The organism is Paenarthrobacter nitroguajacolicus, from assembly GCF_031455195.1.
Classification (GTDB): Bacteria; Actinomycetota; Actinomycetes; order Actinomycetales; family Micrococcaceae; genus Arthrobacter; species Arthrobacter nitroguajacolicus_D.
Genome location: NZ_JAVDSH010000008.1, coordinates 13972 through 37627 on the forward strand (window position 1 = coordinate 13972; position 23656 = coordinate 37627).

Genomic DNA, 23656 nt, shown 5'->3' on the forward strand with positions numbered 1-23656 from the left:
ACTGGAACGGAGACAACTGGAGGTCCAATGGTGCGCGTCGCACTCGCCCAAGTCATCACCGGCCGGGATCTGGCCGGGAATCTGCGGCTCCTGGAGGAGTACGCCCGCCGGGCCAAGGAGGGTGGAGCCGAGCTTGTGGTTTTCCCCGAGGCGATGATGCGTGCTTTCGGAAACTCGCTGTTGGACATCGCCGAGCCCCTTGACGGACCGTGGGCCAGCCGCGTGCGCTCCCTCGCTGAGGAGTTGCAGCTGGTGATCGTCGCGGGCATGTTCACGCCCGGCACTCCCTCCGATTCGGGAAACCCGCGGGTGCGGAACACCCTTCTGGCAACCGGACCCGGCGTGGAGGCCAGCTACGACAAGATCCACCTGTTCGACGCGTTCGGCTTCGCGGAGTCGGACACGGTCGAAGCGGGTACTGACCCGGTGACGTTCGACGCCGGTGGCGTCACCTTTGGTTTGGCCACCTGCTACGACATCCGTTTCCCGGCCCTTTTCACGGCCAACGCCCAACGCGGCGCGGTGGTGAACATTGTGTCGGCGTCTTGGGGATCCGGCCCCGGCAAGGCTGAGCAATGGCAGCTCCTGGCCAGGGCCCGCGCCGTGGACACCACCACATTCGTGCTCGCGTGCGGCCAGGGCGACCCAGCCACCCAAGGCATCGAAGCCAAAGGTGCCGCGCCAACGGGGGTCGGGTACTCCGCCGTCGTATCCCCATTCGGCCAGGTCCTTGAAGCGCTCGAAAGCGAACCGGGCCTCATCTTCGCCGACCTCGACCCCGCCGAAGTCCAAGAAGCCCGCCAAAAACTCCCCGTCCTGGCCAACCGCCGCGACTTCTAACCCTCTCGCACATCCCTACCCCTTGAGCCCGACGCTCCTCCACATCCCGGCGGGATGTGAGAGAGCGTCCGCCCCAAACCGGCGGGATGTGAGAGAGCGTTGGGTGCAGACACACGAAAGGCGCCGCAGGCGTCATCCGGAAGCGTGCGTCTAAGCGAGGGACGAGCGAGCACGCGGAGGATGGCGCTTGCGGCGCCTCATCAGGACCTACTTGGCGGCGCGCTGCCTCGACACTTCGTACAGCGAGATGCCTACGGCCATGGAAGCGTTGAGCGACTCCATGGCGGAGTCGATCGGGATCGACACGATCTGGTCGCAGTTTTCGCGGACCAAACGGCTGAGGCCCTTGCCTTCGGAGCCAACCACGATGCAGACCGGTTCCGTGGCTACGGTGAGGTCGGGCAACGAAACATCTCCATCGCCGTCCAGGCCCAGGACGTAGATGCCCATGTTCTTGAACTGCTTGAGTGCGTTGTTGAGGTTCGACGCGCGGGCCACGGGCACGCGGACAGCGGCACCGGCGCTGGTCTTCCAAGCGGACGCCGTGACGCCGACGGAGCGACGCTCAGGGACGATGACGCCGTGCCCGCTGAACGCGGAGACGGAGCGGATGATCGCGCCGAGGTTGCGGGGGTCGGTAATTCCGTCCAGGGCCACGAAGATGGGGGCGTTGGAGATGTGCCCCTTCTTCCATTTGGCGAGGGTTTCCTCGGCGAGGTCGTAGGCGTCCTGGTACTCGTACGGCGGGATCTGAAGTACCAGGCCCTGGTGAACGGCGTCCTCGGTCATGCGATCGAGCTCGGGCTTGCCGGTTTCGAGCAGCGGGATGCCGCGCTCGGCAGCGAGCTTGAGGGACTCCTTGACACGGTCGTCCATCTCGATGCGGATGGCTACGTGCAGGGCCTTGGCCGGGATACCGGCGCGGAGTGCCTCGACAACCGAGTTACGGCCTGTGACCAGTTCTTCCGTTGCGCGCCCCTTGGGACCTGAGCGTGCGCCCGTGCCCGGACGTGCTGGCCCGCGCTTGGCAGCCGAGCGCTCAGCCAGCTGCTTGTTCTTGTATGCCTTGTGGTAGGTCCGTTCCTCCGCCTTGGGCGTAGGACCCTTGCCCTCCAGGGCCTTGCGGCCGTGGCCACCGGTTCCGGTGGTGGGGCCCTTCTTCTGCTTGACCGACCGGCGACCATTATTGGCCATGAGATTCCATCCTTGATTTTGTGAGTAAGTCTGGAATCAAGTCTACTGACCCAATGCAATTCGGCTGTCGAGGCCCTTTGTCAGTCGCGCTTCAGGCTCCAGGTGGCACCGTCCGCACCATCTTCGACGACGACGCCGGCGGCGGCGAGCGTGTCACGGATGGCGTCCGAAGCGGCCCAGTCCTTGTTGGCCCTGGCTGCGGCGCGGGCCTGAAGTTGGGCTTCCACCAGAACGGTGAGCGCGGCGTGTTCCCGGCCTTGGACGGCTTCGGGCTGTTTGACGGAGTCCAGGCCGAGGACCTCGGTCATGGACAGCACGGCATCAAGGGCAGACTTGGACGCATGGAGGTCGCCTGATGCCAGGGCCGTATTTCCGGCACGCACGGTTTCGTGCAGCACGCCGAGCGCCTGGGGCACGTTGAGGTCGTCATCCATGGCGGCGATGAAGGCTGCGGGCATGTTGGCCTGAGGTGCAACCTCGACGGCGTCCATGCCCACCTTTGCCTTTGCTTTGGAAATGAACCCGTCAATGCGCTCCACGGCCGCGGCAGCTTCCTGAAGCGAGGTGGGCCGGTAGTCCAGGATTGAGCGGTAGTGCGCCTGGCCCAGGTAGTAACGGACCACGCGTGGTGAAGCGAGTTCGAGCATCTCGGCCGGGCTCACTGTATTGCCAATCGACTTGGACATCTTTTCGCCTTCGAAAGTGACCATGCCGTTGTGCATCCAGAAGTTGGCAAACTCGTCGCCTGCAGCCTGGGATTGGGCCATTTCGTTCTCGTGGTGCGGGAAACGGAGGTCCAGTCCCCCACCGTGGATATCGAAACGCGTGCCAAGGTACTTGGTAACCATGGCGGAGCACTCGAGGTGCCAGCCGGGACGCCCGGCACCCCACGGCGATGCCCAACTGGCCGTCTCCGGCTCGCCTTCCTTGTAACCCTTCCACAGGGCGAAGTCGCGGGCATCGCGCTTTCCGCGAGGGTCGGCGTCGGCTGCTCCTTGCATATCATCAATGTTCTGCCGCGTCAGGGAGCCGTACTTGCTCCACGAGCGGACATCGAAGTAGACATCACCGGAGTCGTCCAGGGCGGGGTATGCGTGGCCCCGGTCGATGAGGCGCTGGATGAGGGCATGCATTTCCGGGATGTGGCCCGTTGCCCGGGGCTCATAGGTGGGCCGTTGGACGCCCAGGGAGTCGTAGGCGTTCTCGAATTCCTGCTCGTAGCGGTACGCCAGGGCCCACCACTCCTCGGCCTGGCGTGCCGTGGGTTCAGCGTCCCAATCCGGGCCAAACGACTGCTCGGACTTGGCCAGGATCTTGTCATCAATGTCGGTGACGTTGCGCACAACGGTGACGCGAAGGCCGCGGAATTCCAGCCAGCGGGTCAGTTGGTCGAAGGCGATGGCGGACCGGACGTGACCAACGTGGGGCATTCCCTGGACGGTGGCCCCGCAGTAGTAGACGCTGGCCTTGCCGTCTTCGAGGGGAACGAAGTCGCGGACTTCGGCGGAGGCGGTGTCATAGAAGCGCAGGGTCACCGCTCCAGATTAGCCGATGACGCGGCGTGACCTGCCTACTTGCAGAATTCGCCGATCTTGTTGAACTGCACCTTGAGCTTTTCTTGTTGCTCCTGCGTCGCTGCCCCCAGCGAGGAGGCGGCTGCCTTGTCCATGATCGCGGCCATCTCCTTGATGGGATCGGCGATTTCAGGAGCCAGCTTCTCCCCCAGCTCGTGGTAGTGCTCAGCGAGCTGCTTTGACTGCTGCTGTTGGTTACCGTCCGGTTTGAAGGCGTCACCATTCAGGAAGTCGCAACTAGCCTTCACGTCCATCCTTGGCGTCCCCGCACAGCCTCCCAGCAGGAGCGCGGCGGCCAGGCCTGCGGACAGCAGCACGGCGGAACGCACGACGCCGGTACTGGGCTTAGGCATGCGGGGCACCTTTCGCGGGTCCCGGGTGGGGGCTGGCAGCTGGGTACACCAGGGCTGTGGCGACGGCGGAGATACCCTCTCCGCGTCCGGTGAAACCCAAACCGTCGCTGGTGGTGGCCGTGACACTGACCGGAGCGTTGGCGGCCTGGCTCAAAACCCGCTGGGATTCCTCGCGCCGGGGGCCGAACTTCGGTCTGTTGGCTACGAATTGGACGGCGACGTTGCCGATTTCAAAGCCTGCCTCACGCACGATCCTGGCGGCTTCCCCGAGAAGCTTTACACCGGAGGCGCCGGCGAAGTCGGGGCGGTCCGTGCCGAAGTGGGTTCCGAGGTCGCCGATGCCGCAGGCGGAGAAGAGTGCGTCTGCGGCTGCGTGGGCGACGCAATCGCCGTCGGAATGGCCTGACAGCCCTTGTTCGCCTTCCCAAAAAAGCCCGCCCAACCAGAGCGGCTGGGGGTCGTCGTCGGGGGCAAAGGCGTGGACATCGATGCCGATGCCGGTCCGGGGCAACAGCATGTTCTCCGAGGCCACTATCCCTCCACCCACCGGATGCCCAAGGGACCTTCGAGGAGACCTTCAGCGATGATCAGGTCCAGCGGCGTCGTGATCTTCAGGGACTGGCTGGCCCCGCGAACGGCGTGGACCGGGACTCCCAGGAGCTCGACCAGCATGGCATCGTCGGTGACCGCAGCGGCCTGCTTCTCGTCGAAGAGCCCGGCGGCCTCGTGGGCTCGGACCAACGTAGCCAACTCGAAGCCCTGTGGGGTCTGCACAGCGCGGAGTTGCTCGCGGGGGGCCGTGCCGGTGACCACCTCAGGGGCGATGGAAGCATCCGCGCCGTCAGTTTCAGCGACCGTCTTGATGGTGTCCACCACCGGCAACGTGGGGATAACAGCCTTTGCGCCTGCTGCCAACGCCTCGGACACCCGTTCGAAGATGCGCTCGGGGGCCAGGGCACGCGCGGCATCATGCACCAGGACGAACTCTGTCCCGTCCTCCAAAACGGCCAAAGCGGCCCGGACGGAATCCGCGCGGGAGGTTCCGCCGTCGACGACTGAAATTTCGGGACCGCCGTCAACAAGGTCAACGGTGAATTCGGCGATCAGCGCGCGAAGGGCAGTGTCGCCCTTGGGCACGGCGATGCAGACCTGGCGTGCGACGTCGGATGCCACCACACCGCGGAGGGCGTGCATCAGGATGGTTTCTCCGCCCAGCGGAACCTGGGCTTTGGGCATGCCGTAACCGAGGCGTTCACCGGAACCGGCTGCAACCACGATCACGGCAGTGACGGCGCGCTTGGAAGGAATACTCATGGTCACCAGCGTACTTTGTGGCAAAAAGAAACCCGGCGGCGCTTTCGCACCACCGGGGCTCAATTCTTAGGAAGCCAAGACCTCGTCAAGAACGCTTGCAGCCTTCTCTTCGTCCGTCTTCTCAGCCAGGGCCAGTTCTGAAATCAGAATCTGCCGCGCCTTGGCCAGCATCCGCTTCTCGCCTGCGGAAAGGCCGCGATCGTGATCACGACGCCAAAGATCGCGGACGACCTCTGCCACCTTGATGACATCGCCCGAAGCAAGCTTCTCCAGGTTCGCCTTGTAACGACGCGACCAGTTGGTAGGCTCTTCAGTGAACTCGGCGCGAAGAACGTCAAAAACGTGCTCCAAGCCTTCTTTGCCCACTACGTCCCGGACCCCAACAAGGTCAACGTTCTCTGCTGGAACTTCAATGGTCAGATCACCCTGAGCCACCTTGAGCTTGAGATACATCTTCTCTTCGCCCTTGATGGTGCGCATCTTGATTTCCTCAATTTTTGCTGCACCGTGGTGAGGGTAAACTACTGTCTCGCCGACCTCAAAAACCATGTGGACTTTCCCCTTTCCCGCAGATTAGTCTATCACGATTAAGGCATACGACTGGCACCGAATGGCCGCTCCAGCCGCGCCAATACTGGGAAAGAGGCCCTAAACGGGTTCGTCCAACCTCTTGACGTATTCCGGGAAAGATGCATCGAACGCGGAACCCGTCGAACAAATCCCGCCCGTTGGCTGCGCCACAAACCCTCCCCGAATCCTTATTTCGACGGGTTTGCCGATAGGCTATGGCTGAAAAGTGTTCCAATGACTCTTGAGGAGTAGGTGTCGTGCGCAATACTGCGATGAACCCTGTCCAGCGCGGCAAGCTGGCAATTGCGGCGGCTGCAATCGGCGTCGGTCTTCTGTCCGTCACCGGCTGTGGATTCGTCAACGCCCAGCAGACTACCCACCAGTACTCGGCATCGGACGGGATCAAAGCTGATCTCGGCCAGCTGCAGCTGCGCAACATGCTGATTGTTGCTTCGGGCGAGAAAGAGTCGGGCCGCGTCATCGGCGCCGTGTTCAACCAGTCCAACTCGGACGCAACGCTGACCATCAGTGGAGCGGACGGTGCCCAGACAGAGGTTCCCGTCAAGGCAAAGTCGGAGACGTACCTGAACGAAGAAAGCGACTCTGCCGTGCTCAGCACGGCCGGCGCTGCGCCCGGCGGCCTGGCGAAAGTAACGGTCCGGAGCGGTTCCGATTCCGCCCAGATCAACATCCCCGTAGTGAACGGCACACTGCCGGAATACCAGAAGTACCTTCCGTCCAGCTCTGCAACGCCTTCGCCGAGCGGATCGGCCACCCCGTCCACTACTGCTACCTCCACGGAGTCCGCAGCAGCCGGCCACTAACAAGCGGCTATACAACAAAGGAAGGGTTCCGCTTCGGCGGGACCCTTCCTTTCGTTTAATGCTGGTGCCACGGCAACGGGATAATGACACCGATATTTGGGTGTCATCAGCCGGGATTTTTGGCGGGCACGAATATGCGAGTCGCCAGGGCTAAAGGTTTACGGCTCGAACTTGTAGCCCAGGCCCCGCACCGTCACCAGGTACCGCGGCAGCGAGGGATCGGGCTCAATCTTGCTGCGGAGCCGTTTGACGTGGACATCCAGCGTCTTGGTGTCACCCACATAGTCCGAACCCCATACGCGGTCGATCAATTGACCACGCGTCAGGACCCTGCCCGAGTTCCGGAGCAGCATTTCCAACAGCTCGAACTCCTTGAGCGGCAGGGACACCTGCTCACCGTTCACGCTCACCACGTGGCGCTCGATGTCCATGCGGACAGGTCCGGCCTGCACGGTAGACGTAATGAGCTCTTCCGGTTCCCCTTGGCGGCGAAGGACGGCGCGGACACGGGCCACAAGCTCCCTCGAGGAGTAGGGCTTGGTGACGTAGTCATCGGCGCCGAGTTCCAGGCCCACTACCTTGTCGATTTCCGAGTCCTTGGCGGTCAGCATGATCACAGGAACACTGGAGCGCTGACGCAGTTGGCGGCAGACTTCGGTGCCCGGCGTGCCCGGCAGCTGGAGGTCCAGGAGGACCAGGTCCGCACCATTCCGGTCAAACTCAACCAAAGCGTCGCTGCCGTTGTCCACAACCTCAACGTCGAAACCCTCCTTGCCCAGCAAATAGGAAAGGGGATCGCTAAAGGACTCTTCGTCCTCAACTATCAAAATCCGGCTCAAGCGCTGGCTCCTTGCTCTTGGGCGCCGCTGGCGCCCGTCTTTTCACTCGCGTGTTGGCTCGCGTGATGGGGTTCGACGGCGGCAGCAGCCGCCGGAAGTTCGTGCGCCGCTGCGGCGGGCGGCAGGCCGGCGTCGTCGTCCTGGCCTTCCATCTCCGGCAGTCGGAGGGTAAACGTGGAGCCTTGACCGGGCTGGGACCAAACGGTCACCTCGCCGCCATGGTTGGAGACCACGTGCTTGACGATGCTCAGGCCAAGGCCCGTGCCGCCGGTGTGCCTGGAACGTGCTGCGTCCACGCGGTAGAAGCGCTCGAAAACGCGCTCCTGGTCCTCGGGAGTCAAGCCCTCGCCTTGGTCCGTGACGGAAACGGCAACGACGCCTTCGCGGGTCCTGACGCCGACGCCCACCCGCGTGTTTTCGGGCGAATAGCGGATAGCGTTGTCGATCAGGTTGCGCAGGGCCGTCACCAGGAGGTCCCGGTCGCCGAAAACCAGGGACTCAGAATGGCCGCCTACAACAATCTGGATGTTCTTGCTTTCGGCCGGGAGCTGCGAGCGGTCCACGGCTTCGGTGATGACGGTGTTGATATCCACGGCGTGCCCCTGCTGCGCCACGTTGGCACCCTGCAGGCGCGAAAGTTCAATAATGTCCTGGACCAGTGCCGCCAGCCTGCCGGACTCCTTGTGCATGCGCTTGGCAAAGCGGCGGACCGCTTCTTCGTCGTCGGGCGAGGCTTCCAACGCCTCGGCAAGCAGCGAAATAGCGCCCACGGGCGTCTTGAGTTCGTGCGAGACGTTGGCCACGAAGTCGTTGCGGATCTCCTCCGTGCGGGTGATTTCGGTGCGGTCGTCGGCCAGGAGCACGATGTATTCCCAGCCCAGCATGGCAGCACGGACCTGGACCACAATGGTGCCTTTGCCCAGCGGGCCACGTGGCAGCTCGTACTGTTCCTCCAGGATCACACCGTCGCGGCGGACCTTCGCGGTCATGTCCAGGAGTTGCTTGTGCACCACGGTGTGTCCGCGGACCAAGCCGTAGGCGTAGGCGGCCGGACTTGCCCGGACCACGCCATCGATCGCATCGACCACGACGAAGGCACGCCCGACGACGGCAAGGACTTCCGCTGCGCCTTCAGGAAGCAGGGGTTCAGTGACGTCGAGGTCAACGATGCTCCGCTGGCGTTCGCTGATCTTGAATGCGAGCATGCCAAAGACGCCCAATGACAGGCCAACCAGGCCTGCGACGACACCTATGAGCAATGGATCCACGGGTCCAGCTTATGCTGTTGAAACACGGCCGAGCATGGATCCGGTGCCAAACGCGGACGGTTCAACTAACGTTCATCTAAAGGTGCCGAACAGTTCACTGACCCCTGACACAGTTACTGGTTGGACTGTCAATGGTTTTGAAATCCGACCCCCATCACGGGAACGGGATTTCCAAGGAAAGGACGCCTTAGTGCGCAAGGTTTTTCAGGAGGAACTCACCCAGGTAGGTGACGACCTCATCGAGATCTCCAAGCTGGTTCACGAAGCAATCACGAAGGCCACAACGTCCTTCGAAGGCGCCGACGTGGACCTGGCCCAGGACGTCATCGCAGCAGACGCGCGCATCGACTTCCTGCAGAACAGCCTCGACGAGCGCGCCATCGACATCCTGGCGTTGCAGGGCCCCGTGGCCAGCGACCTCCGCATGATCGTCGGTTCGCTTCGCATGAGCGCTTCGTTGGAACGCATGGGCGACCTCGCCCGCCATGTAGCCCAGCTGGCGCGCCTCCGCTACCCCGCAACGGTCATCCCCGCATCGCTGACCCAGACCTTCAAGGCCATGGCCCAGCACGACATCGAGATCACCGCCAAGGTCATCGAGCTCCTCGAAACCCGCGATCTTGAGGTTGCCCGCGACATCCTCAAGATCAACATCGCCGTGGACGACCTCCACCTCAGCGTCTTCAAGGCGATCGCTTCCCCGGACTGGAGCGAAAGCCCGTCCACCACCGTGGACGTCGCATTGGCCAGCCGCTACTTCGAGCGCTTCGCCGATCACGGCGTCTCCGTTGCCCGGAAGGTCACCTACCTGGTGACAGGCGAATGGCAGCCCGAGGGCTTCTAGCCTTCACAACCGCAGATACGACGACGGCGGCCGGTCACCCAAGGTGACCGGCCGCCGTCGTTTGCCTATTTCTTGCCTTGGTTGGCCACTGCGAGGATGGCCTGCGCTGCTGCCTCGGGGTCGAGGTAGGTTCCGCCCGGGTTGATGGGCTTGAAGTTGTCGTCCAGTTCGTACACGAGCGGGATGCCCGTGGGGATGTTCAGCGAGGCGATGGCTTCGTCGCTGATGCCGTCCAAGTGCTTGACCAGGGCGCGCAGGGAGTTGCCGTGTGCGGTGACCAGGACGGTCTTGCCGGCCTTGAGGTCTTCCTTGATGTCCGATTCCCAGTACGGGAGGAGGCGGACAAGGACGTCCTTGAGGCATTCGGTGCGCGGCAGGGCGTCGCCGAGGTCCGCGTAGCGGGGGTCGTGGGCCTGGGAGAATTCGCTGTCGTCGGACAGGGGCGGCGGCGGGGTGTCGTAGCTGCGGCGCCATTCCATGAACTGCTCTTCACCGAACTCGGCGAGGGTCTGGGCCTTGTCCTTGCCCTGGAGGGCGCCGTAGTGGCGTTCGTTGAGGCGCCAGTCGCGCTTGACGGGGATCCAGCCGCGGTTGGCCTTGTCCAGCGCCATGTTGGCGGTGTTGATGGCGCGCTTCAGGAGCGAGGTGTAGAGGATGTCCGGGAGGATGTTGTTCTCAACCAGGAGTTCCCCACCGCGCACTGCTTCTTCGCGGCCTTGGTCGTTCAGGTCAACGTCCACCCAACCGGTGAACAGGTTCTTGGCGTTCCAGTCGCTGTGGCCGTGGCGCAGCAGGATCAGCTTGTAAGTCATGGTTTTCATCCTAGCTGAGGGCTCCGGTGCCGTGCCCGGCGTTACGCCGCACGCACTGATTCCACCTTTGGAGCGCAGCTGCTCCCGCCCGGCGCACCCGAGATCGGGGGTGCGTACGGCGGCAAAGGATGCGAGGCAAGGGAAGGCGATAAAGTGTTGGCCGTGGTGCAAAAAGCGGAACGGGTGGGCTCTCCCCGCAGTCGGGGCGGGAAGCCTGTTGGCAACATCACCCGCGGCACCACCAACCCCAACCGGATGCGCCGCCTGGACCGTTGGCTGGCCGGGCCGCAGGCGTGGCGGTTGCGGGCCGCCGTCGAGCCTCTCGTCATTGACCTGGGCTACGGCGCTTCGCCGACCACCGCCGTCGAGCTTTTTGAACGGCTCCAGGCCGTCCGCCCCGATGTGCGGGTCTGCGGGATCGAGATTGAACCGGAACGTGTCCGCAGCGCCAAGGCCCTGGAAAGACCCGGGCTGAGCTTCCACGTGGGCGGCTTCGAGCTCCCCGTTCCTGGGAATCCCGTGCTGGTCCGGGCCTTCAACGTGCTCCGGCAATATGAAGAAGCGGACGTCGCCGCGATCTGGGCCTTGGTGCAGTCACGGTTGGCCCCCGGAGGCCTTTTCATCGACGGAACCTGCGATGAAATCGGCAGGCGCGTCACCTGGGTGGCGCTGGATGCCGAGCGACCGTTGAGCCTGAGCTTTTCCGTACGATTCGGTAGTTTCGAGCTGCCGTCGGAAGTTGCTGAGCGGCTGCCGAAAGCGCTTATCCACCGCAACGTGCCCGGCGAAGCGGTTCATGCGTTCCTGCAGGCCATGGACAAGGCTTGGCTGGAAGCTGCGCCGTTGGCGTCGTTCGGGAACCGGCAGCGCTGGACGGCTATGTGCCGTTCACTGCGCGATGCTGGCTGGCCGCTCCAGGATGGCCCCGCGCGGTGGCGCCTTGGCGAGCTGACAGTGGCGTGGGACGCGGTGGCGCCACGCTAGCGCTGGTTGCCTGTAGCGCTGGTTACCAGGGCCCGTACGGGCCGACGTTGCGGTTGCCGCCGCTGCCGGCCTCGCGCAGGGCGGGACGGACATCTGCGAGGTAGACGCACGCTGCGGTGACCGCTGCGATGCCGAACAGGCCAAGCCCGCTGCCGCCGGTGAAGACCGTCAGCGCCCCGATGGCGAAGGCGACACCCGTGAGGGCGAGCCAGAACGTCTTGGTGCGCTTGGACGCGGCCACGAACAGGGTGGGCCGGTGCCGCAGGCAGTCCGCGAAAGCCCACACTTCAAGGGCGAGGGCCACCAATCCCAAAATGAAGTAGACCGCGTTGGTGACAATGGCGATCAAGAATTTTCCGTCCACGCCCTTTAGCCTAGCCGTCCAAAGCCTTCAGCGCTTGCTCAAGGTCCTGCCAGAGGTCTTCCACGTTTTCGATTCCGACGCTCAGCCGCACCAGGTTCTCCGGTACGCTGACCGGCTCAGCCGCGTGCCGGCGTCGTCGTTCTATAAGGGACTCCACCCCACCCAGCGAGGTAGCAGGAAGCCAGAGCTGCAGCGCACGGACCAGTTCATCCGCTGCGTCAGCGCCGCTTCGGTGGGTGTCGCCGGCGATCTGGATACACAGAATGGAGCCGAAGCCCTTCATCTGGTCCTTGGCACGCTCGTGGCCCGGGTCGGTGGGCAGGCCAGGGAAACGGATGGTTTCCACGCGAGGGTGGGTGCTGAGGCGTTCGGCGAGCGTGGCGGCCGATGCCTGCGAACGCTCGATCCGCAGCGCCAGGGTACGCAGGCCGCGCAGGGCGAGCCACGCTTCAAAAGGACCCGCGATGCCGCCGTGGATGATCCGGTGGTGCAGGAGCGTGGCCCGCAGTTCCGGGTCGGACGTCACCAACGCACCGAGGACGACGTCGGAATGTCCGGCCAGGTACTTGGTCACCGAGTGAAGGACGACGTCGGAACCCAGGCTGAGGGGCTGCTGCACCAAGGGCGTCGAGAAAGTATTGTCCGTGACCACGAGGGCGCCCACGGCGTGGGCTGCGTCCGCGAGGGCGCGGACGTCGGCGATGCCGAGCATGGGGTTGGTGGGGCTCTCAAGCCAGAGCAGGTTGGCTTTCTTGCCTTCCTCGGGGCTGATGAGGGCCTTGACCGCGTCCGTGTCCGTGATGTCAACGGTGCGGAGCTCCAGGAAGCCTTTCTCCGCCAACTCGGTGGCCATCACCAGCGAGCCTGAGTAGCTGTGCGAAGGCATGACCACTACACCGCCGGCCGGAACCAGCGAAAGCGCCGAACTGACGGCCGCCAGGCCGGATGCGTAGAGCAGTCCGGGAAGCGATGCGCCCTCCAACTTGGCCAGGGCGTCCTCAAAAGGGTCCCATGTGGGGTTGGCGTACCGCCCGTAGCCGCGATCCCCGTCGTTCAAGGAGCCAGTACCGAAGTATGTGGAGGACAGGACGATGGGCGGATTCACGGGCTCATCGTGTGCGCGCTCAGGGCGGCCGGCAGCCACCACAACGGTTTCCGGAGACAATTCGGCGGCGTGCTGATCGGAGAGGCTCATGGTTTCAGCGTAGTCGCGGCCAAGGCTGTGGATGAAAGGCGTTACGCGCCTTGATGTCAGTGAATCTCGGTAGGCTAGACGCGTGAGTATTCAGAGAGCAGGTCTTTTTATCGCCTTCGAAGGCGGGGACGGCGCGGGCAAGTCCACGCAGGCCGCCCGGCTCTCTGATGCCCTTGAGTCACGCGGACTTTCCGTGCTGCGCACCCGGGAACCCGGGGGCACTCCCATTGGCGAGAAACTTCGCTCCCTTGTCCTGGACCACGGGCACGGCACCATCGATGCGCGCACCGAAGCCCTCATGTTTGCCGCTGCCCGCGCTGCCCACGCCAGCCAGGTCATCCGTCCAGCCCTTGCGCAGGGGACGGTGGTCATCACTGACCGCTATGTCGACTCGTCAGTTGCTTATCAGGGCGCCGGCCGCGGCTTGGGCGCCGAGGGCGTGTTGACCCTTAATGAGTGGGCCACTGAAGGCCTGCATCCGGACCTGACCGTACTGCTCGACGTCGATCCCGCTGACGGCCGCCAGCGTCGTACCGCCGGTGATGCCGCGGAGGACAGGCTCGAGTCGGAACCGGACCAGTTTCATTCCACCATCCGCCATGCTTTCCTGGACCGGGCAGCGGCGGCTCCCTCGAGCTACTTGGTCCTGCCGGCCAACGCTGACATCGATTCGCTGGCCGCCAAAATTCTGGACCGGGTGGAATCACTGCTGCGTGTCGGTGTTCCGGACGCGCATGTTTCGGACGTGCGCCCGTGAGTGTCTGGGACGACCTCCAGGGGCAGGCGCCCGTGGTCGCGCAGTTGAAGCAGGCGGCGCAGGGCGAAACCGGCCTCACCCACGCCTGGCTTTTCACCGGTCCCCCGGGCTCCGGCCGTTCCAATGCAGCCAAAGCGTTCGCTGCAGCACTGAACTGCGAGCAGGACGACGTCACCCGGCGCGGCTGTGGCGAGTGCGCGGCCTGCCACACGATCCTGGGCGAGACGCACTCGGATGTGACCTTCGTGCGGACCGAAAAAGTCACCATCACCATCGACGAAGCGCGTGAACTCGTTTCGAAGGCCGGAGACCGGCCAGCCACGGGCCGTTGGCGGATCATTGTGGTGGAGGACGCGGACCGCATGGCGGAGCGCACCACCAACGTATTGCTGAAGGCCATCGAGGAACCGACGCCACGCACCATCTGGATGCTGTGCGCTCCTTCGCCGGCCGACGTCCTTGTTACCATCCGGTCCCGATGCCGCCCCGTGAGCCTGCGGCTTCCCCCGGCGTCCGATGTCGCGGACCTTCTGGTGAGGCGCGACGGCGTCGATCGCCAACTCGCGGACCGTGCGGCCCGTGCTGCCCAGAGCCACATCGGTATCGCCAGGCGTCTGGCGCGCGATGCCGATGCGAGGGAACGCCGCCTGGAAACCGTTCGTATCCCGCTGGGCCTCCGGGGTGTCACGGCTGCCGTGATGATGGCCGAGAAACTCGTGAAGATCGCCACCGACGAAGCCAACAGCTCCAACGACGAACGCGACGCGGCAGAGAAAATTGCGCTGCTCGCCAGCCTTGGCGCCCCGGAATCCGGCACGCTGCCGCCCTCCATGCGCAGCCAAGTGAAACAGCTTGAGGACGACCAGAAACGGCGCGCCAAGCGCTCCATCACGGACTCACTGGACCGCACGCTGACGGATTTGCTGTCCTTCTACCGGGACGTGCTGATCATCCAGTTGGGGAACGCCGTGGAACTGGTCAACGTTGAGCTCAAGGGCGAGCTGGAGGAATACGCCGGCCGTTCTACCCCTGAAACTACCCTTGCCCGGATGGACGCCATCAACAAAGCACGCGTCCGCATCACCACCACCAACGTGGCCCCGCTGTTGGCAGTCGAGTCCATGGCCACCAGCCTCATCCAGCAATAGGAGAATCCATGAAGTCCGCACCACGCCGGTTCGCAGCGCTGTGCGTCGCTCTCGCTTCCTTGCTGGTACTGAGCGCCTGCACCCTTCCGTTCATGCCGACTCCCACCGCGAAGCCGTCCACCAGCACGGTGGATCCGTCCATCGCCGCTTCGGCTCCCAAGGGTTTGGAGAAGTTCTACTCCCAGTCGGTGGAATGGAGTTCGTGTGAGGACGGATTCCATTGCGCCAAAGTCCAGGTGCCCTTGGATTACGCCAACCCCGGCGCCGGTGACATCTCGCTGTCCATCATCAAGCTGCCCAGCACCAGCAACAAACAGGGATCCGTCCTGGTCAACCCGGGCGGTCCGGGCGGATCGGGCGTCGACTTCGTGAAGGATGCCGGAAAGACCCTCCTCACGGAGAAGCTGCGGGCCAACTTCGACGTGGTGGGCTTCGATCCGAGGGGCGTGGGCCGCTCAGCTCCCGTGACCTGCATGACCGATGCTGAACGGGATGCTGCCCGTGCAAAGGTCTTCAGGAAAGACACCGACGAAGGACTGGAGGCCGCCTTCGCCTTCAACAAGACGTTGGCACAGCAGTGCTCCCAACAGACCGGTGCCGTACTGGGGCACATCGACACCGTGAGCGCCGCCAAGGACCTGGACGTCCTGCGCGCCGTCCTGAACGACGCCAAACTCAACTACCTCGGTTTCTCGTACGGCACCTTCCTCGGCTCCACCTACGCGTCGCTCTTCCCGGACAATGTGGGCCGCCTGGTCCTGGATGGAGCGGTGGATCCCTCCATCAGCAACGAGGAGCTGACGGCCGGCCAGGCCAAGGCCTTCGAGCGTGCCATTCACACCTATGTGGCCAGCTGCCAGCAGCAAAACCCATGCCCGCTCAGCGGGTCAGTGGACAACGGCGTCCAGGAGATCAGGGACCTCATCAACGCGGTGGACCAGAACCCCCAAACCGCCAAGGACGGCCGCCTGGTGACCAGCAACGACTTCGTCAATGGGCTGATCCTCCCGTTGTACAACGACCAAAGCTGGCCCGCCCTCACCCAGGCACTTGACGCTGCGTTTTCCGGCGACGTTTCCCCCATGATGCGGCTCGCCGACCTTGGTGCGGACCGCGAAGCCAACGGCACCTACAGCTCCAATTCCGCCCTCGCCTTCCAGGCCATCAACTGCCTCGACTACCCCATGGTCAGCGATGCCGCGGCAATGCGGGCGGAGGAAGCCCAGCTCAAGCAGGACTCTCCCACGTTCGGTTCCTTCTTCGCCTACGGGGGTGTCAACTGCAGGGACTGGCCGTACCCGCACACACGGACACCGGCACCTGTTGAGTACAAGGGATCCGCGCCGATCGTGGTGGTCGGCACAACGGGCGACCCCGCCACGCCCCTTGAATGGTCCGAGTCGTTGCGCAAACAACTTGGGACCGCTTCCCTGGTCACGTGGGAAGGTGAGGGGCACACGGCCTACGGCCGCAGCAACACCTGCGTCAGCACCGCCGTCGACGACTACTTTGTTGATGGGAAGCTGCCGCAAGACGGCCTGAAATGCTAGAGGTGCCCGGCCTCACGCTTCTCCACCAGGAGCGGGAGCTGCTTGATGGAATCCACCACGGCGGTGGCGCCGGCGGCGCGCAGGGTGGCCTCCGAATGCGAGCCGGTCAGCACACCGGCGATGAGCGACGCCCCTGAACGTACGCCCGACAACATGTCCGAACTTGTGTCGCCAACGACTGCCACTTCGCGGACGTCGTCGAGATCCAACGCGAGCACGGCGGTCAGGATCATGTCCGGGTACGGTCGGCCCCGTCCGGCGTCCGCAGGGCAAAGGCTGAGATCCGCAAGCCCCATCCAGCCGAGAGATTCGAGCACGGTGTTCTGCGTGTGGCGGCCAAAGCCGGTTGCAAGGCAGATCTGCATGCCGGATTCACGCATCCAAAGGATGGCGTCCTCCGCCCCCGGAATGGCGCGGACGCCGCCGTCGTCGATCATCTCGTCGTAGGCCTTCTCGAAGACCTTGTTGGCGCTATCGGCCGTGGCTGCATCATCGAAAAGGTGGCTGAAGACCGTCAATTTCGAGAATCCCATGGTGTCACGGGCGTAGCCAAGCATGCTCTCGTACCGGCTGCTGCCGGGCTCTATGCCGTGTTCCACAAGCGCCCGCGACATGGCGCGCTCGGTGCGGCCATCATCGGTGATGGTGGTGCCCACCATGTCCACCACTGCGAGCCGCAGCCTGTTGGGTGTGTGGCTGGCGTCCATGGTCAATGCGTCCCCGGTCATTGGGCGGCTCCTTCGGCTTGTGTGCGTGGCACGGTTGGTTCCCCAGCTTCAGGCCGCCGGGAGACCGCAGCCTGAACCCGGCCCGACATACGGGTGAACATCCCCGCAACGACCGCCGCCACCCTCGTTTTGACCCGGGCGCGCTGCCTCTATTACAGTTATGTCTTGCGTGATCGCCCGGGAAACCGGTGATGAACGCGGTGCTTCCTTAGCTCAGTCGGTAGAGCGTTTCACTCGTAATGAAAAGGTCATCAGTTCGATTCTGATAGGAAGCTCGGGATAAACCCCGGCGGCCCTTGTCCTAGGGCTGCCGGGGTTTTCACTTTTTAAGTCCTGTGTTCCAAAGGAAAGTGGGATGGCGCGAACCCACGCAACCTCGGCATGATCGGAATATCGAACTTCTGTCAAAACATCGGAAATGTTCAAAATAAAAGACATTAGAGGTTTCGATCGTATGATCGATATATGGAACACTCTGACGAGCTAACCCCGTTTTACCGGGCTGTCGATGCTGCTTCTCTTGGGCGGTCCATCGCCCAAGCACGCAAGGAGGCAGCACTCACCCAACACGACCTTGCCGTGAAACTGGGCGTCACCCGCGGCACCATCGTGCGCCTTGAAGCCGGCGATGCTGTCTCCATGGTCGTGGCCATGCGGGCCATCAGGGCGATGGGCCGCGATGTGGCCCTTGTGCCGCGCTTTTCGAAACTGCACGTGCAACCATGAGCCCCCGCCGCAGCCTGGACGTGTACCTGCGTGGAGACCGCATCGGTGAACTGCGCGGTAACGGCCTCAAGCTGTCCTTCCAGTACGACCCGCAGGCGCTGGCCGCCTACGGTGCCGGTTCAATCCTGTTGTCCTTATCCCTACCGTTGGCAGCCAGGCGGGCCCTGGCGCGGGAAGACTGACACCTTCCCGGGTCGCCAGTGCCGGGCCGCCTCACACTGACAACCCGGCACATGCGCCCCTCAGTTCCCCAGCCGGGACAACAGCACCGCGACGGCGGCAGAGACTCCCCCGGCCAACGAACCCTCCAACTCGGGAGCGAAGAACGGGGAGTGGTTGACCGGAGTGGGCCCTTCGAGTCCGGCAACCGGTGTCCCGCCGAACATCCAGAACACTGATGGCACGCCGATGGCCGTCCCCAAATGCCCGAAGTCCTCGCTGCCCATCATCGGCGGAGTGATTTCCACCGACTCGTGCCCCAGTGCCAGCCGCAGGGCCTCCACAACCGAAGGGACGGCGTTGGGGTCGTTGAAGCACTGCGGGAAACGGTACATTTCCTCGATGTCCGGCTGGGGCGCCCCCGACGCGGCGGCCTCGGCCGCGATGATGCGACGGACCGCGGCAAGGACCTGGCCGCGGACGTCTTCGTCGAACGTGCGGATGTTGAGGGTGAACTCGGCCGAGGCCGGGATGATGTTCTCCTTGAGGCCGGCGTGGAATGTCCCAACGGTGACGACGGCGGACTTCCGTGGGTCCAGCTCGCGGGACACGATCCCCTGCAGACGGGTGACCATGTGCGCGGCCATGACGATTGGATCAATGGAATCCTGGGGCTGCGAACCATGCGATTGCTGTCCATGCACAGTGACCCTCAGCGAGTCCGCCATGGCCGCGACAGGCCCGCTGGAAATCGCGACCGTGCCCACCCGCCGGGGCATCACGTGCTGCCCGAACACCACTTCTGGCCGCGGCGCCTTGTCCCATAGTCCGTCGTCGAGCATGGCAAGCGCGCCAGCTGCAGTCTCCTCGCCGGGCTGGAAGATCAGCACCAGCGTTCCTGACCAGGCGTCCTGGTTGCCCGAAAGCACTTCAGCGGCACCGAGCAGGCTGGCTACGTGCGTGTCGTGGCCACAACCGTGCATCACCGGAACCACCGTGCCGTCCGGCAGCGTGCCCGTGTCAGTGCTGGCATATTCCAGCCCGGTGGCTTCCTCGATGGGCAGGCCGTCAGAGTCGGCCCGGAAGGCCACCACTGGCCCGTCTCCGTTCCGCAGGATGCCAACGACACCGGTTCCTCCGCAGCGGAAGTGCTCGATGCCAAGGCCGTCCAGTTGCTCCTCGATCAGGGTGGCGGTGGCGAACTCCTGCATGGACAGTTCCGGGTGCGAGTGAAGGTGCCGGTACAACTCATGGAGCTTGGCGGTCTGGTTGGTGTCGAGCGTGAGGGCCGTAGCTGTCGTTGTCATGGTTCCTGTCTTCCTTTGCGGGTGCTGGCTCTGTTCCGGGCGCTGCTGCTACTCGATGTGGATGGGCTTCGCTGCCGGGACGTCGGCCTTGCCGCGGAAGAACCATGCCAGCAGGATGGTCCCCAGCACTGCAATGGCGGTGGACACCATGGCGAGCGACGGCACCAGGGGCAACAGCACGAAAACGACGACGGCCGAGACCAGCAGGGCGAACACGGTGGTGCGGGGCTGCTTCATGGAGACGATGGCCTGTACCAGCACGGCACCCAGAACGGTGGGAAGCACGTACAACCGCGTGACCAGCAATACGGAAGGCGGGATGACGCTGATCAACCACGTGCCCAGAAGCCCGACGAAGATCGCCAGCGAGGTCAGGTGAACGACGGCGGCGCCGCAGATGGCGACGACGGCGGCCAGTTCGGCCCGCTTGCTGCCCGGCTTGGCACCAATGTTGGTTTGGGCGATCAAGGCAGCCGGCAGGAGCTTGTTGGAGATGTTGCCGATCATGAACGCCTGGTACATCGCGGCCGGTCCCAGGATCGGATAGTAGGTGAGTGGCTCCACGATCCAGATGATGCCGAAGGTTGCGGCGACGGCCGCAAAGGCGATCCAGAGCTGCGATGGGCCTATATCGAGGCCGCTAGCGAAGACGAGGTACAGCGGACCGGCAACCGAGATCAGCAGTCCGGCGATCATGGTGATCTGGCCCCAGCGGGATGTGGTGCGGTTGAAGTCCGCCATGGAGGCTGTGTTGGTAGTGGTGGGATCAGAGGTGATGGAAGACATGCGGGTGTTCCTTTCGTGCCCGGGTCAGGTACCGGAGTGGAGGACGACGGCGGCGGGCCGGCTCAGGCGCCGGCGGCGAGATACGCGGCGGCCAGGCCGATGACGATGGAAATCCCGAGCCCCCACTCCCGCAGCCAGCTCTTGCCCAGCTTTTTGGCCAGCAGCAGGCATGTCCCCATGACGGCTGCGGAGACGATGAAGGAGAGCACATGGATGCCGGACTTGGGCAGCTCGGTGAGCCCCAGGCAGGAGAAGGCTCCGATCAGTGCCGCCGCCGGGACGATGGCCATAGCCGCGGGGTTGATGGAGCGGATCTTGGCGTCGCCCTTGCGCAGCAGGGGCGTCAGGATCAGGGTGGCGAGCATCCACATGGCCCCGCCGATGCTCATGGCGAAGAACGCGACTGCGAAAACGCTTTGGGTGTAACTGGCGTCCCCGAGCTTGGCGCCCATGGAACCTGCTGCGATGCCAGCGGCCGAAACGTCGTAGGCTGCGGAACCGATCAGGCCGATCCGGGACAGGACGGCCGGGGCTCCAAAAAGGCCCAGGAGTGCAATGGCTACCAGTGAAACCGCCAGGGACGGGCCTATGGCTGATACGGCACCTGAACGGAATGAGGTCTTGATGTCCTGCGTACTCATGTCCACGGAGGGGGCTGCGCGTCGGGCCGCATTCATGAAGATCACGGATTGGATGATGATGACGCCGAAGACGCCGGCCACGCAGATCCACAGCACGGGATTGTTGGCGATGGCCATGATGTCGGTGGAGTCAGTGGGGGCGAGCGGTTGAAGTGCCAGGGGTTGGAACAAAGGAACCTCCGGGTGTTGGCCCCGCGGCAACTCCGCGACCGAACCACGCTGTGCGGCATGCGGCGCTGAGGGGCTAATCCTTACCCACCGACCGGATCGGCCAGCGGGTTACCAACACCATCTGCTATGAGCCGGATCACACACAATAGCTGACGGAATCAGCCGCCTGAATGGCCGAATCGGTCAAAGCTTGCCTTGACTGGGGTCGTGGCTTCCCCACCTCTGTGTGACCCGGCACACTGTCAGGCAGTAGACATCCAGCAAAGGAGCACCATGTCCGACACCATTGGCGAGCTGTCCGCCGTCGAACTTTCCGCTGCAATCCGCGGGAAGAAAATCTCGGCCCGCGAAGCCCTGGCCGAACACCTGGCCCGCATTTCCGAAGTGAACCCGGTGATCAACGCGGTGGTTACCCTCGATGCCGACGGTGCCCACGCCTTGGCCCATCGTGCCGACCAGCTGACGGCATCGGGGGCGGACCTCCCACCCCTCCACGGCCTGCCCATGACGCACAAGGACACGAACAACACCGCCGGGATGCGCACCACCCAGGGCTCGCTCGCCTTGCGTGACTTCGTTCCCGACGCCGACGACCTCATCATTGCGCGGCTCAAGGAGGCCGGGGTGGTCAGCACGGGAAAGACGAATGTTCCCGAATTTGGTGCGGGCTCGCATACCTTCAACGACCTCTTCGGAACTACCACCAACCCTTACGCCCCGACCTTGAGTGCCGGCGGCAGCAGCGGCGGGGTGGCCGCCGTCGTTGCCTCCCGAGTCCAGAGCATCGGCGACGGCAGCGACATGGGCGGTTCGCTCCGCATCCCGGCTTCCTTCTGCAACGTGGTGGGGTTCAGGCCGTCGACGGCGGTCATCCCCATGCCGTCGGACGTCAATGCTTTCGCGTGGTTGGGAAGGACCGGACCCATGGCCCGGAGTGTGGAGGACATTGCGTTGTTCATGTCCGTAACCGCCGGCAAGGATCCGCGGGTTCCGCACCCGGAAGGCCTCGATCCGAATGTTTTCCGGACGTCGCTGGCGACGGACATGCGCGGCGTACGGATCGGCTGGTCCCGCGACTTTGGCATCGGTGTGCCTGTGGAGCCTGAAATTGTGGAGCACCTGGAACGGCAGCTTTCCGTTTTCGAGGAGCTCGGGGCGATCGTGGAAGAAGCGACTCCGGATTTCAGCGAAGCGGACCTGGTGTTCGGCAACACGCGCGCCATGGACTTCGCCGCTGGCCTGGGTCCTCTCCTGGCTCGCGCAGGGGATGTCGTTAAGCCTGAAGTGCACTGGAACGTGAATAAGGGATTCGCATTGACGGCCCGGGACCTCATCGAAACTGCCGCCGCCCGCACCCGGCTCGAGCGCAACGTCCAGGACTTTTTTGGACGCTACGAGCTGTTCGCCAGTCCCTGCGCCCAAGTGCTCCCCTTCGACGCCTCGCTCCGCTATCCCATGGAGGTTGCCGGCGTGCCCTCCGAGACTTATCTGGACTGGATGCGATCGGCCTGCCTGCTCTCGGCCACCGGCCTCCCTGTACTCAGCGTTCCGGCAGGCTTCAGTTCCGCCGGGCTGCCCATAGGCCTGCAACTGGCCAGCAACCACTACACGGATATGCAACTGCTCCGCTACGGCCATGCCTTCGAGCAGCAGACCGGGTATGCCGCCGTCGCACCTGCCGTGGAAGCCGAGCCCCTCACGACGGCGAGCGCATGACCCGTCCCCCGCGCTTTCGCGCGTCCAACAGGATGGACACGTCCACGCCGGTGGCCTCTTGGGCCCACTCTGAGTCCGTGATGAAACGGTAAAGGGAGGACATGTCCTCCACAGTGACATCGGCCATGATCTGGTAGTTGCCCGCGATGGCGGCGGCATACCGAACTGTGGGAAGCTCAGCGAGGCTCTTCCCCACACGCTCAACGTGCTGCGGCGAAGCCCTGATCCAGAGCAGCGCCTCAACAGCGAGGCCAAAGGACGCGGGCTCAACTATCGCCCGCACATGGACCTGGTTGTTGGTCAGGAGCCATTCGCTTCGTCGCCGCGCAGTAGCCTCCGACACGCCAACCCGACGCCCCAGTGCTTCGAAGCTCATCCTGCCATCGGCGCACAGCGCGTCGATGAGTTCATTATCCTGGCGGCTCATTTGCTGTTGCCGGACCAGGATGCCGGAGTCCTGCGCGAGGTTGGAACGCAGCGCCTCGGCTTTGTCTACCGGAAGGACCTCCGGCCGCCAGCCACGAATAGTCCGGAAGTACCGGAGCACCGGGTAGCTGGTTGAGTCCCTGAGTCCGATAGTGGAAGGTAATTCATCGGACAGGACATCTCCCATCCGGGCAGGTTCAGTGAGGACTTCGGCCACGCAGTCGCCCGTGCCCGTTGTGGTGTAGACGAACGTGGTGTCACCGCGCTGGGAAAGGGCATTCGCGGCTGCGCGCACTGTCCCGGGCAGGCACCGCATCTCCACCAACACCACGGCGGGCCTTGGCCGGATTCCCACTACCGCTACGGCACCGGACTCCAGCAACTGCGATCCGCGTCGGGCGACGGTCCGCTCGGCCTCCCCCAGCACGGCGGCCATCTTGCGCCAAGGACATCTGGGATCCAGTTGCAGGGCAGCCACGATCTGCCGCTCCAATGCGTCAAACACCGCCATGCGGGCTCCATCCGGTCTGTGCTGGTGAACTGGGCGTATGTGCCCGGGGGCTCCT

Annotated in this window: 26 protein-coding genes and 1 tRNA gene; 11 read left to right on the plus strand and 16 right to left on the minus strand. The window is 64.1% G+C overall.

Going from position 1 to position 23656, the window contains the following annotated elements:
• Window positions 1-30: 30 nt before the first annotated feature.
• On the plus strand, window positions 31-840 hold the full coding sequence (locus tag J2Y68_RS16155) for a carbon-nitrogen hydrolase family protein (protein WP_309995052.1): 810 nt from the start codon (window positions 31-33) through the stop codon (window positions 838-840).
• Between the two features lie 207 nt (window positions 841-1047).
• Here the strand turns inward: J2Y68_RS16155 and rlmB are convergent, their stop codons facing one another.
• The 6 genes from rlmB to J2Y68_RS16185 form a co-directional block, all read right to left on the minus strand.
• Window positions 1048-2034: a 23S rRNA (guanosine(2251)-2'-O)-methyltransferase RlmB gene (rlmB, locus tag J2Y68_RS16160; protein ID WP_309994823.1), complete on the minus strand. Its 987-nt coding sequence runs from the start codon at window positions 2032-2034 to the stop codon at window positions 1048-1050.
• Between the two features lie 80 nt (window positions 2035-2114).
• A complete protein-coding gene (gene cysS, locus J2Y68_RS16165) occupies window positions 2115-3569 on the minus strand; it encodes a cysteine--tRNA ligase (protein WP_309994824.1) in 1455 nt (484 codons plus the stop codon).
• 35 nt (window positions 3570-3604) lie between these two features.
• The gene (locus J2Y68_RS16170; RefSeq protein ID WP_309994825.1) at window positions 3605-3961 is read right to left on the minus strand and encodes a hypothetical protein; all 357 of its coding nucleotides are present in this window, start codon (window positions 3959-3961) and stop codon (window positions 3605-3607) included.
• Entirely contained in the window at window positions 3954-4478 is a 525-nt protein-coding gene (gene ispF, locus J2Y68_RS16175) for a 2-C-methyl-D-erythritol 2,4-cyclodiphosphate synthase (protein WP_309995055.1), read from the minus strand. Before ispF ends, J2Y68_RS16170 begins: the two co-directional genes overlap by 8 nt.
• Window positions 4479-4492: 14 nt before the next feature.
• Window positions 4493-5275, minus strand: a complete 783-nt coding sequence (ispD, locus tag J2Y68_RS16180) for a 2-C-methyl-D-erythritol 4-phosphate cytidylyltransferase (RefSeq protein WP_309994826.1) — start codon at window positions 5273-5275, stop codon at window positions 4493-4495.
• A 66-nt stretch (window positions 5276-5341) separates the two neighbouring features.
• Complete coding sequence (locus J2Y68_RS16185) at window positions 5342-5824, minus strand: CarD family transcriptional regulator (protein ID WP_011690592.1); 483 nt, start codon at window positions 5822-5824, stop codon at window positions 5342-5344.
• A 293-nt stretch (window positions 5825-6117) separates the two neighbouring features.
• On the opposite strand from J2Y68_RS16185, the gene J2Y68_RS16190 reads away from it, so the two are divergent.
• Window positions 6118-6669 carry a hypothetical protein gene (locus tag J2Y68_RS16190; protein WP_309995057.1) on the plus strand — a complete coding sequence of 184 codons (552 nt, stop codon included), beginning with the start codon at window positions 6118-6120 and terminating at the stop codon, window positions 6667-6669.
• A gap of 158 nt (window positions 6670-6827) precedes the next feature.
• On the opposite strand, the gene J2Y68_RS16195 is transcribed toward J2Y68_RS16190, so the two are convergent.
• Both J2Y68_RS16195 and J2Y68_RS16200 read right to left on the minus strand, forming a co-directional pair.
• Window positions 6828-7508, minus strand: coding sequence for a response regulator transcription factor (locus J2Y68_RS16195; RefSeq protein WP_211711390.1), 681 nt, complete (start codon window positions 7506-7508; stop codon window positions 6828-6830).
• The gene (locus tag J2Y68_RS16200) at window positions 7505-8767 is read right to left on the minus strand and encodes a sensor histidine kinase (protein ID WP_309995058.1); all 1263 of its coding nucleotides are present in this window, start codon (window positions 8765-8767) and stop codon (window positions 7505-7507) included. Before J2Y68_RS16200 ends, J2Y68_RS16195 begins: the two co-directional genes overlap by 4 nt.
• A gap of 199 nt (window positions 8768-8966) precedes the next feature.
• On the opposite strand from J2Y68_RS16200, the gene phoU reads away from it, so the two are divergent.
• A complete protein-coding gene (phoU, locus tag J2Y68_RS16205) occupies window positions 8967-9620 on the plus strand; it encodes a phosphate signaling complex protein PhoU (protein WP_309994827.1) in 654 nt (217 codons plus the stop codon).
• A 65-nt stretch (window positions 9621-9685) separates the two neighbouring features.
• Here the strand turns inward: phoU and J2Y68_RS16210 are convergent, their stop codons facing one another.
• Entirely contained in the window at window positions 9686-10432 is a 747-nt protein-coding gene (locus J2Y68_RS16210) for a phosphoglyceromutase (protein WP_309994828.1), read from the minus strand.
• A gap of 162 nt (window positions 10433-10594) precedes the next feature.
• Between J2Y68_RS16210 and J2Y68_RS16215 the strand changes: the two genes are divergently transcribed.
• Entirely contained in the window at window positions 10595-11416 is an 822-nt protein-coding gene (locus J2Y68_RS16215) for a class I SAM-dependent methyltransferase (protein WP_309994829.1), read from the plus strand.
• Between the two features lie 22 nt (window positions 11417-11438).
• On the opposite strand, the gene J2Y68_RS16220 is transcribed toward J2Y68_RS16215, so the two are convergent.
• Both J2Y68_RS16220 and J2Y68_RS16225 read right to left on the minus strand, forming a co-directional pair.
• Window positions 11439-11780 carry a DUF2516 family protein gene (locus J2Y68_RS16220; protein ID WP_309994830.1) on the minus strand — a complete coding sequence of 114 codons (342 nt, stop codon included), beginning with the start codon at window positions 11778-11780 and terminating at the stop codon, window positions 11439-11441.
• Between the two features lie 10 nt (window positions 11781-11790).
• The gene (locus J2Y68_RS16225) at window positions 11791-12975 is read right to left on the minus strand and encodes a trans-sulfuration enzyme family protein (protein WP_309994831.1); all 1185 of its coding nucleotides are present in this window, start codon (window positions 12973-12975) and stop codon (window positions 11791-11793) included.
• 82 nt (window positions 12976-13057) lie between these two features.
• Here J2Y68_RS16225 and tmk point away from each other — a divergent pair, with 82 nt between their 5' ends.
• From tmk to J2Y68_RS16240, 3 genes are read left to right on the plus strand one after another with little or no spacing between them, the layout of a single operon-like run.
• Window positions 13058-13732, plus strand: a complete 675-nt coding sequence (tmk, locus tag J2Y68_RS16230) for a dTMP kinase (protein ID WP_309994832.1) — start codon at window positions 13058-13060, stop codon at window positions 13730-13732.
• A complete protein-coding gene (locus J2Y68_RS16235) occupies window positions 13729-14880 on the plus strand; it encodes a DNA polymerase III subunit delta' (protein ID WP_211711397.1) in 1152 nt (383 codons plus the stop codon). The genes tmk and J2Y68_RS16235 overlap by 4 nt, the downstream gene beginning before the upstream one ends.
• An 8-nt stretch (window positions 14881-14888) precedes the next feature.
• Window positions 14889-16430 carry an alpha/beta hydrolase gene (locus tag J2Y68_RS16240; protein WP_309994833.1) on the plus strand — a complete coding sequence of 514 codons (1542 nt, stop codon included), beginning with the start codon at window positions 14889-14891 and terminating at the stop codon, window positions 16428-16430.
• Here J2Y68_RS16240 and J2Y68_RS16245 read toward each other — a convergent pair.
• Window positions 16427-17158 carry an HAD family hydrolase gene (locus J2Y68_RS16245; RefSeq protein WP_309994834.1) on the minus strand — a complete coding sequence of 244 codons (732 nt, stop codon included), beginning with the start codon at window positions 17156-17158 and terminating at the stop codon, window positions 16427-16429. The genes J2Y68_RS16240 and J2Y68_RS16245 overlap by 4 nt on opposite strands.
• A 202-nt stretch (window positions 17159-17360) precedes the next feature.
• On the opposite strand from J2Y68_RS16245, the gene J2Y68_RS16250 reads away from it, so the two are divergent.
• The 3 genes from J2Y68_RS16250 to J2Y68_RS16260 all read left to right on the plus strand — a co-directional run bounded on the left by J2Y68_RS16250 (window position 17361) and on the right by J2Y68_RS16260 (window position 18066).
• A tRNA-Thr gene (locus tag J2Y68_RS16250) sits at window positions 17361-17433 on the plus strand.
• A gap of 190 nt (window positions 17434-17623) precedes the next feature.
• Window positions 17624-17884, plus strand: coding sequence for a helix-turn-helix transcriptional regulator (locus tag J2Y68_RS16255; protein ID WP_309994835.1), 261 nt, complete (start codon window positions 17624-17626; stop codon window positions 17882-17884).
• Entirely contained in the window at window positions 17881-18066 is a 186-nt protein-coding gene (locus tag J2Y68_RS16260; RefSeq protein WP_309994836.1) for a HipA N-terminal domain-containing protein, read from the plus strand. The genes J2Y68_RS16255 and J2Y68_RS16260 overlap by 4 nt, the downstream gene beginning before the upstream one ends.
• Window positions 18067-18126: 60 nt before the next feature.
• Here J2Y68_RS16260 and J2Y68_RS16265 read toward each other — a convergent pair whose 3' ends face one another.
• From J2Y68_RS16265 to J2Y68_RS16275, 3 genes are all read right to left on the minus strand, one after another.
• Window positions 18127-19350: an amidohydrolase gene (locus tag J2Y68_RS16265; protein WP_309994837.1), complete on the minus strand. Its 1224-nt coding sequence runs from the start codon at window positions 19348-19350 to the stop codon at window positions 18127-18129.
• A 48-nt stretch (window positions 19351-19398) separates the two neighbouring features.
• Entirely contained in the window at window positions 19399-20136 is a 738-nt protein-coding gene (locus tag J2Y68_RS16270) for a hypothetical protein (protein WP_309994838.1), read from the minus strand.
• Between the two features lie 62 nt (window positions 20137-20198).
• A complete protein-coding gene (locus tag J2Y68_RS16275) occupies window positions 20199-20948 on the minus strand; it encodes a DUF5058 family protein (RefSeq protein WP_309994839.1) in 750 nt (249 codons plus the stop codon).
• Window positions 20949-21221: 273 nt separating this feature from the next.
• Between J2Y68_RS16275 and J2Y68_RS16280 the strand changes: the two genes are divergently transcribed.
• Window positions 21222-22664, plus strand: coding sequence for an amidase family protein (locus tag J2Y68_RS16280; protein WP_309994840.1), 1443 nt, complete (start codon window positions 21222-21224; stop codon window positions 22662-22664).
• Here J2Y68_RS16280 and J2Y68_RS16285 read toward each other — a convergent pair.
• Window positions 22645-23601 (minus strand): Lrp/AsnC family transcriptional regulator, encoded by a 957-nt coding sequence (locus J2Y68_RS16285; RefSeq protein ID WP_309994841.1) that lies wholly within the window; start codon window positions 23599-23601, stop codon window positions 22645-22647. The two genes, J2Y68_RS16280 and J2Y68_RS16285, sit on opposite strands and share 20 nt — an antisense overlap.
• Between the last annotated feature and the right edge of the window lie 55 nt (window positions 23602-23656).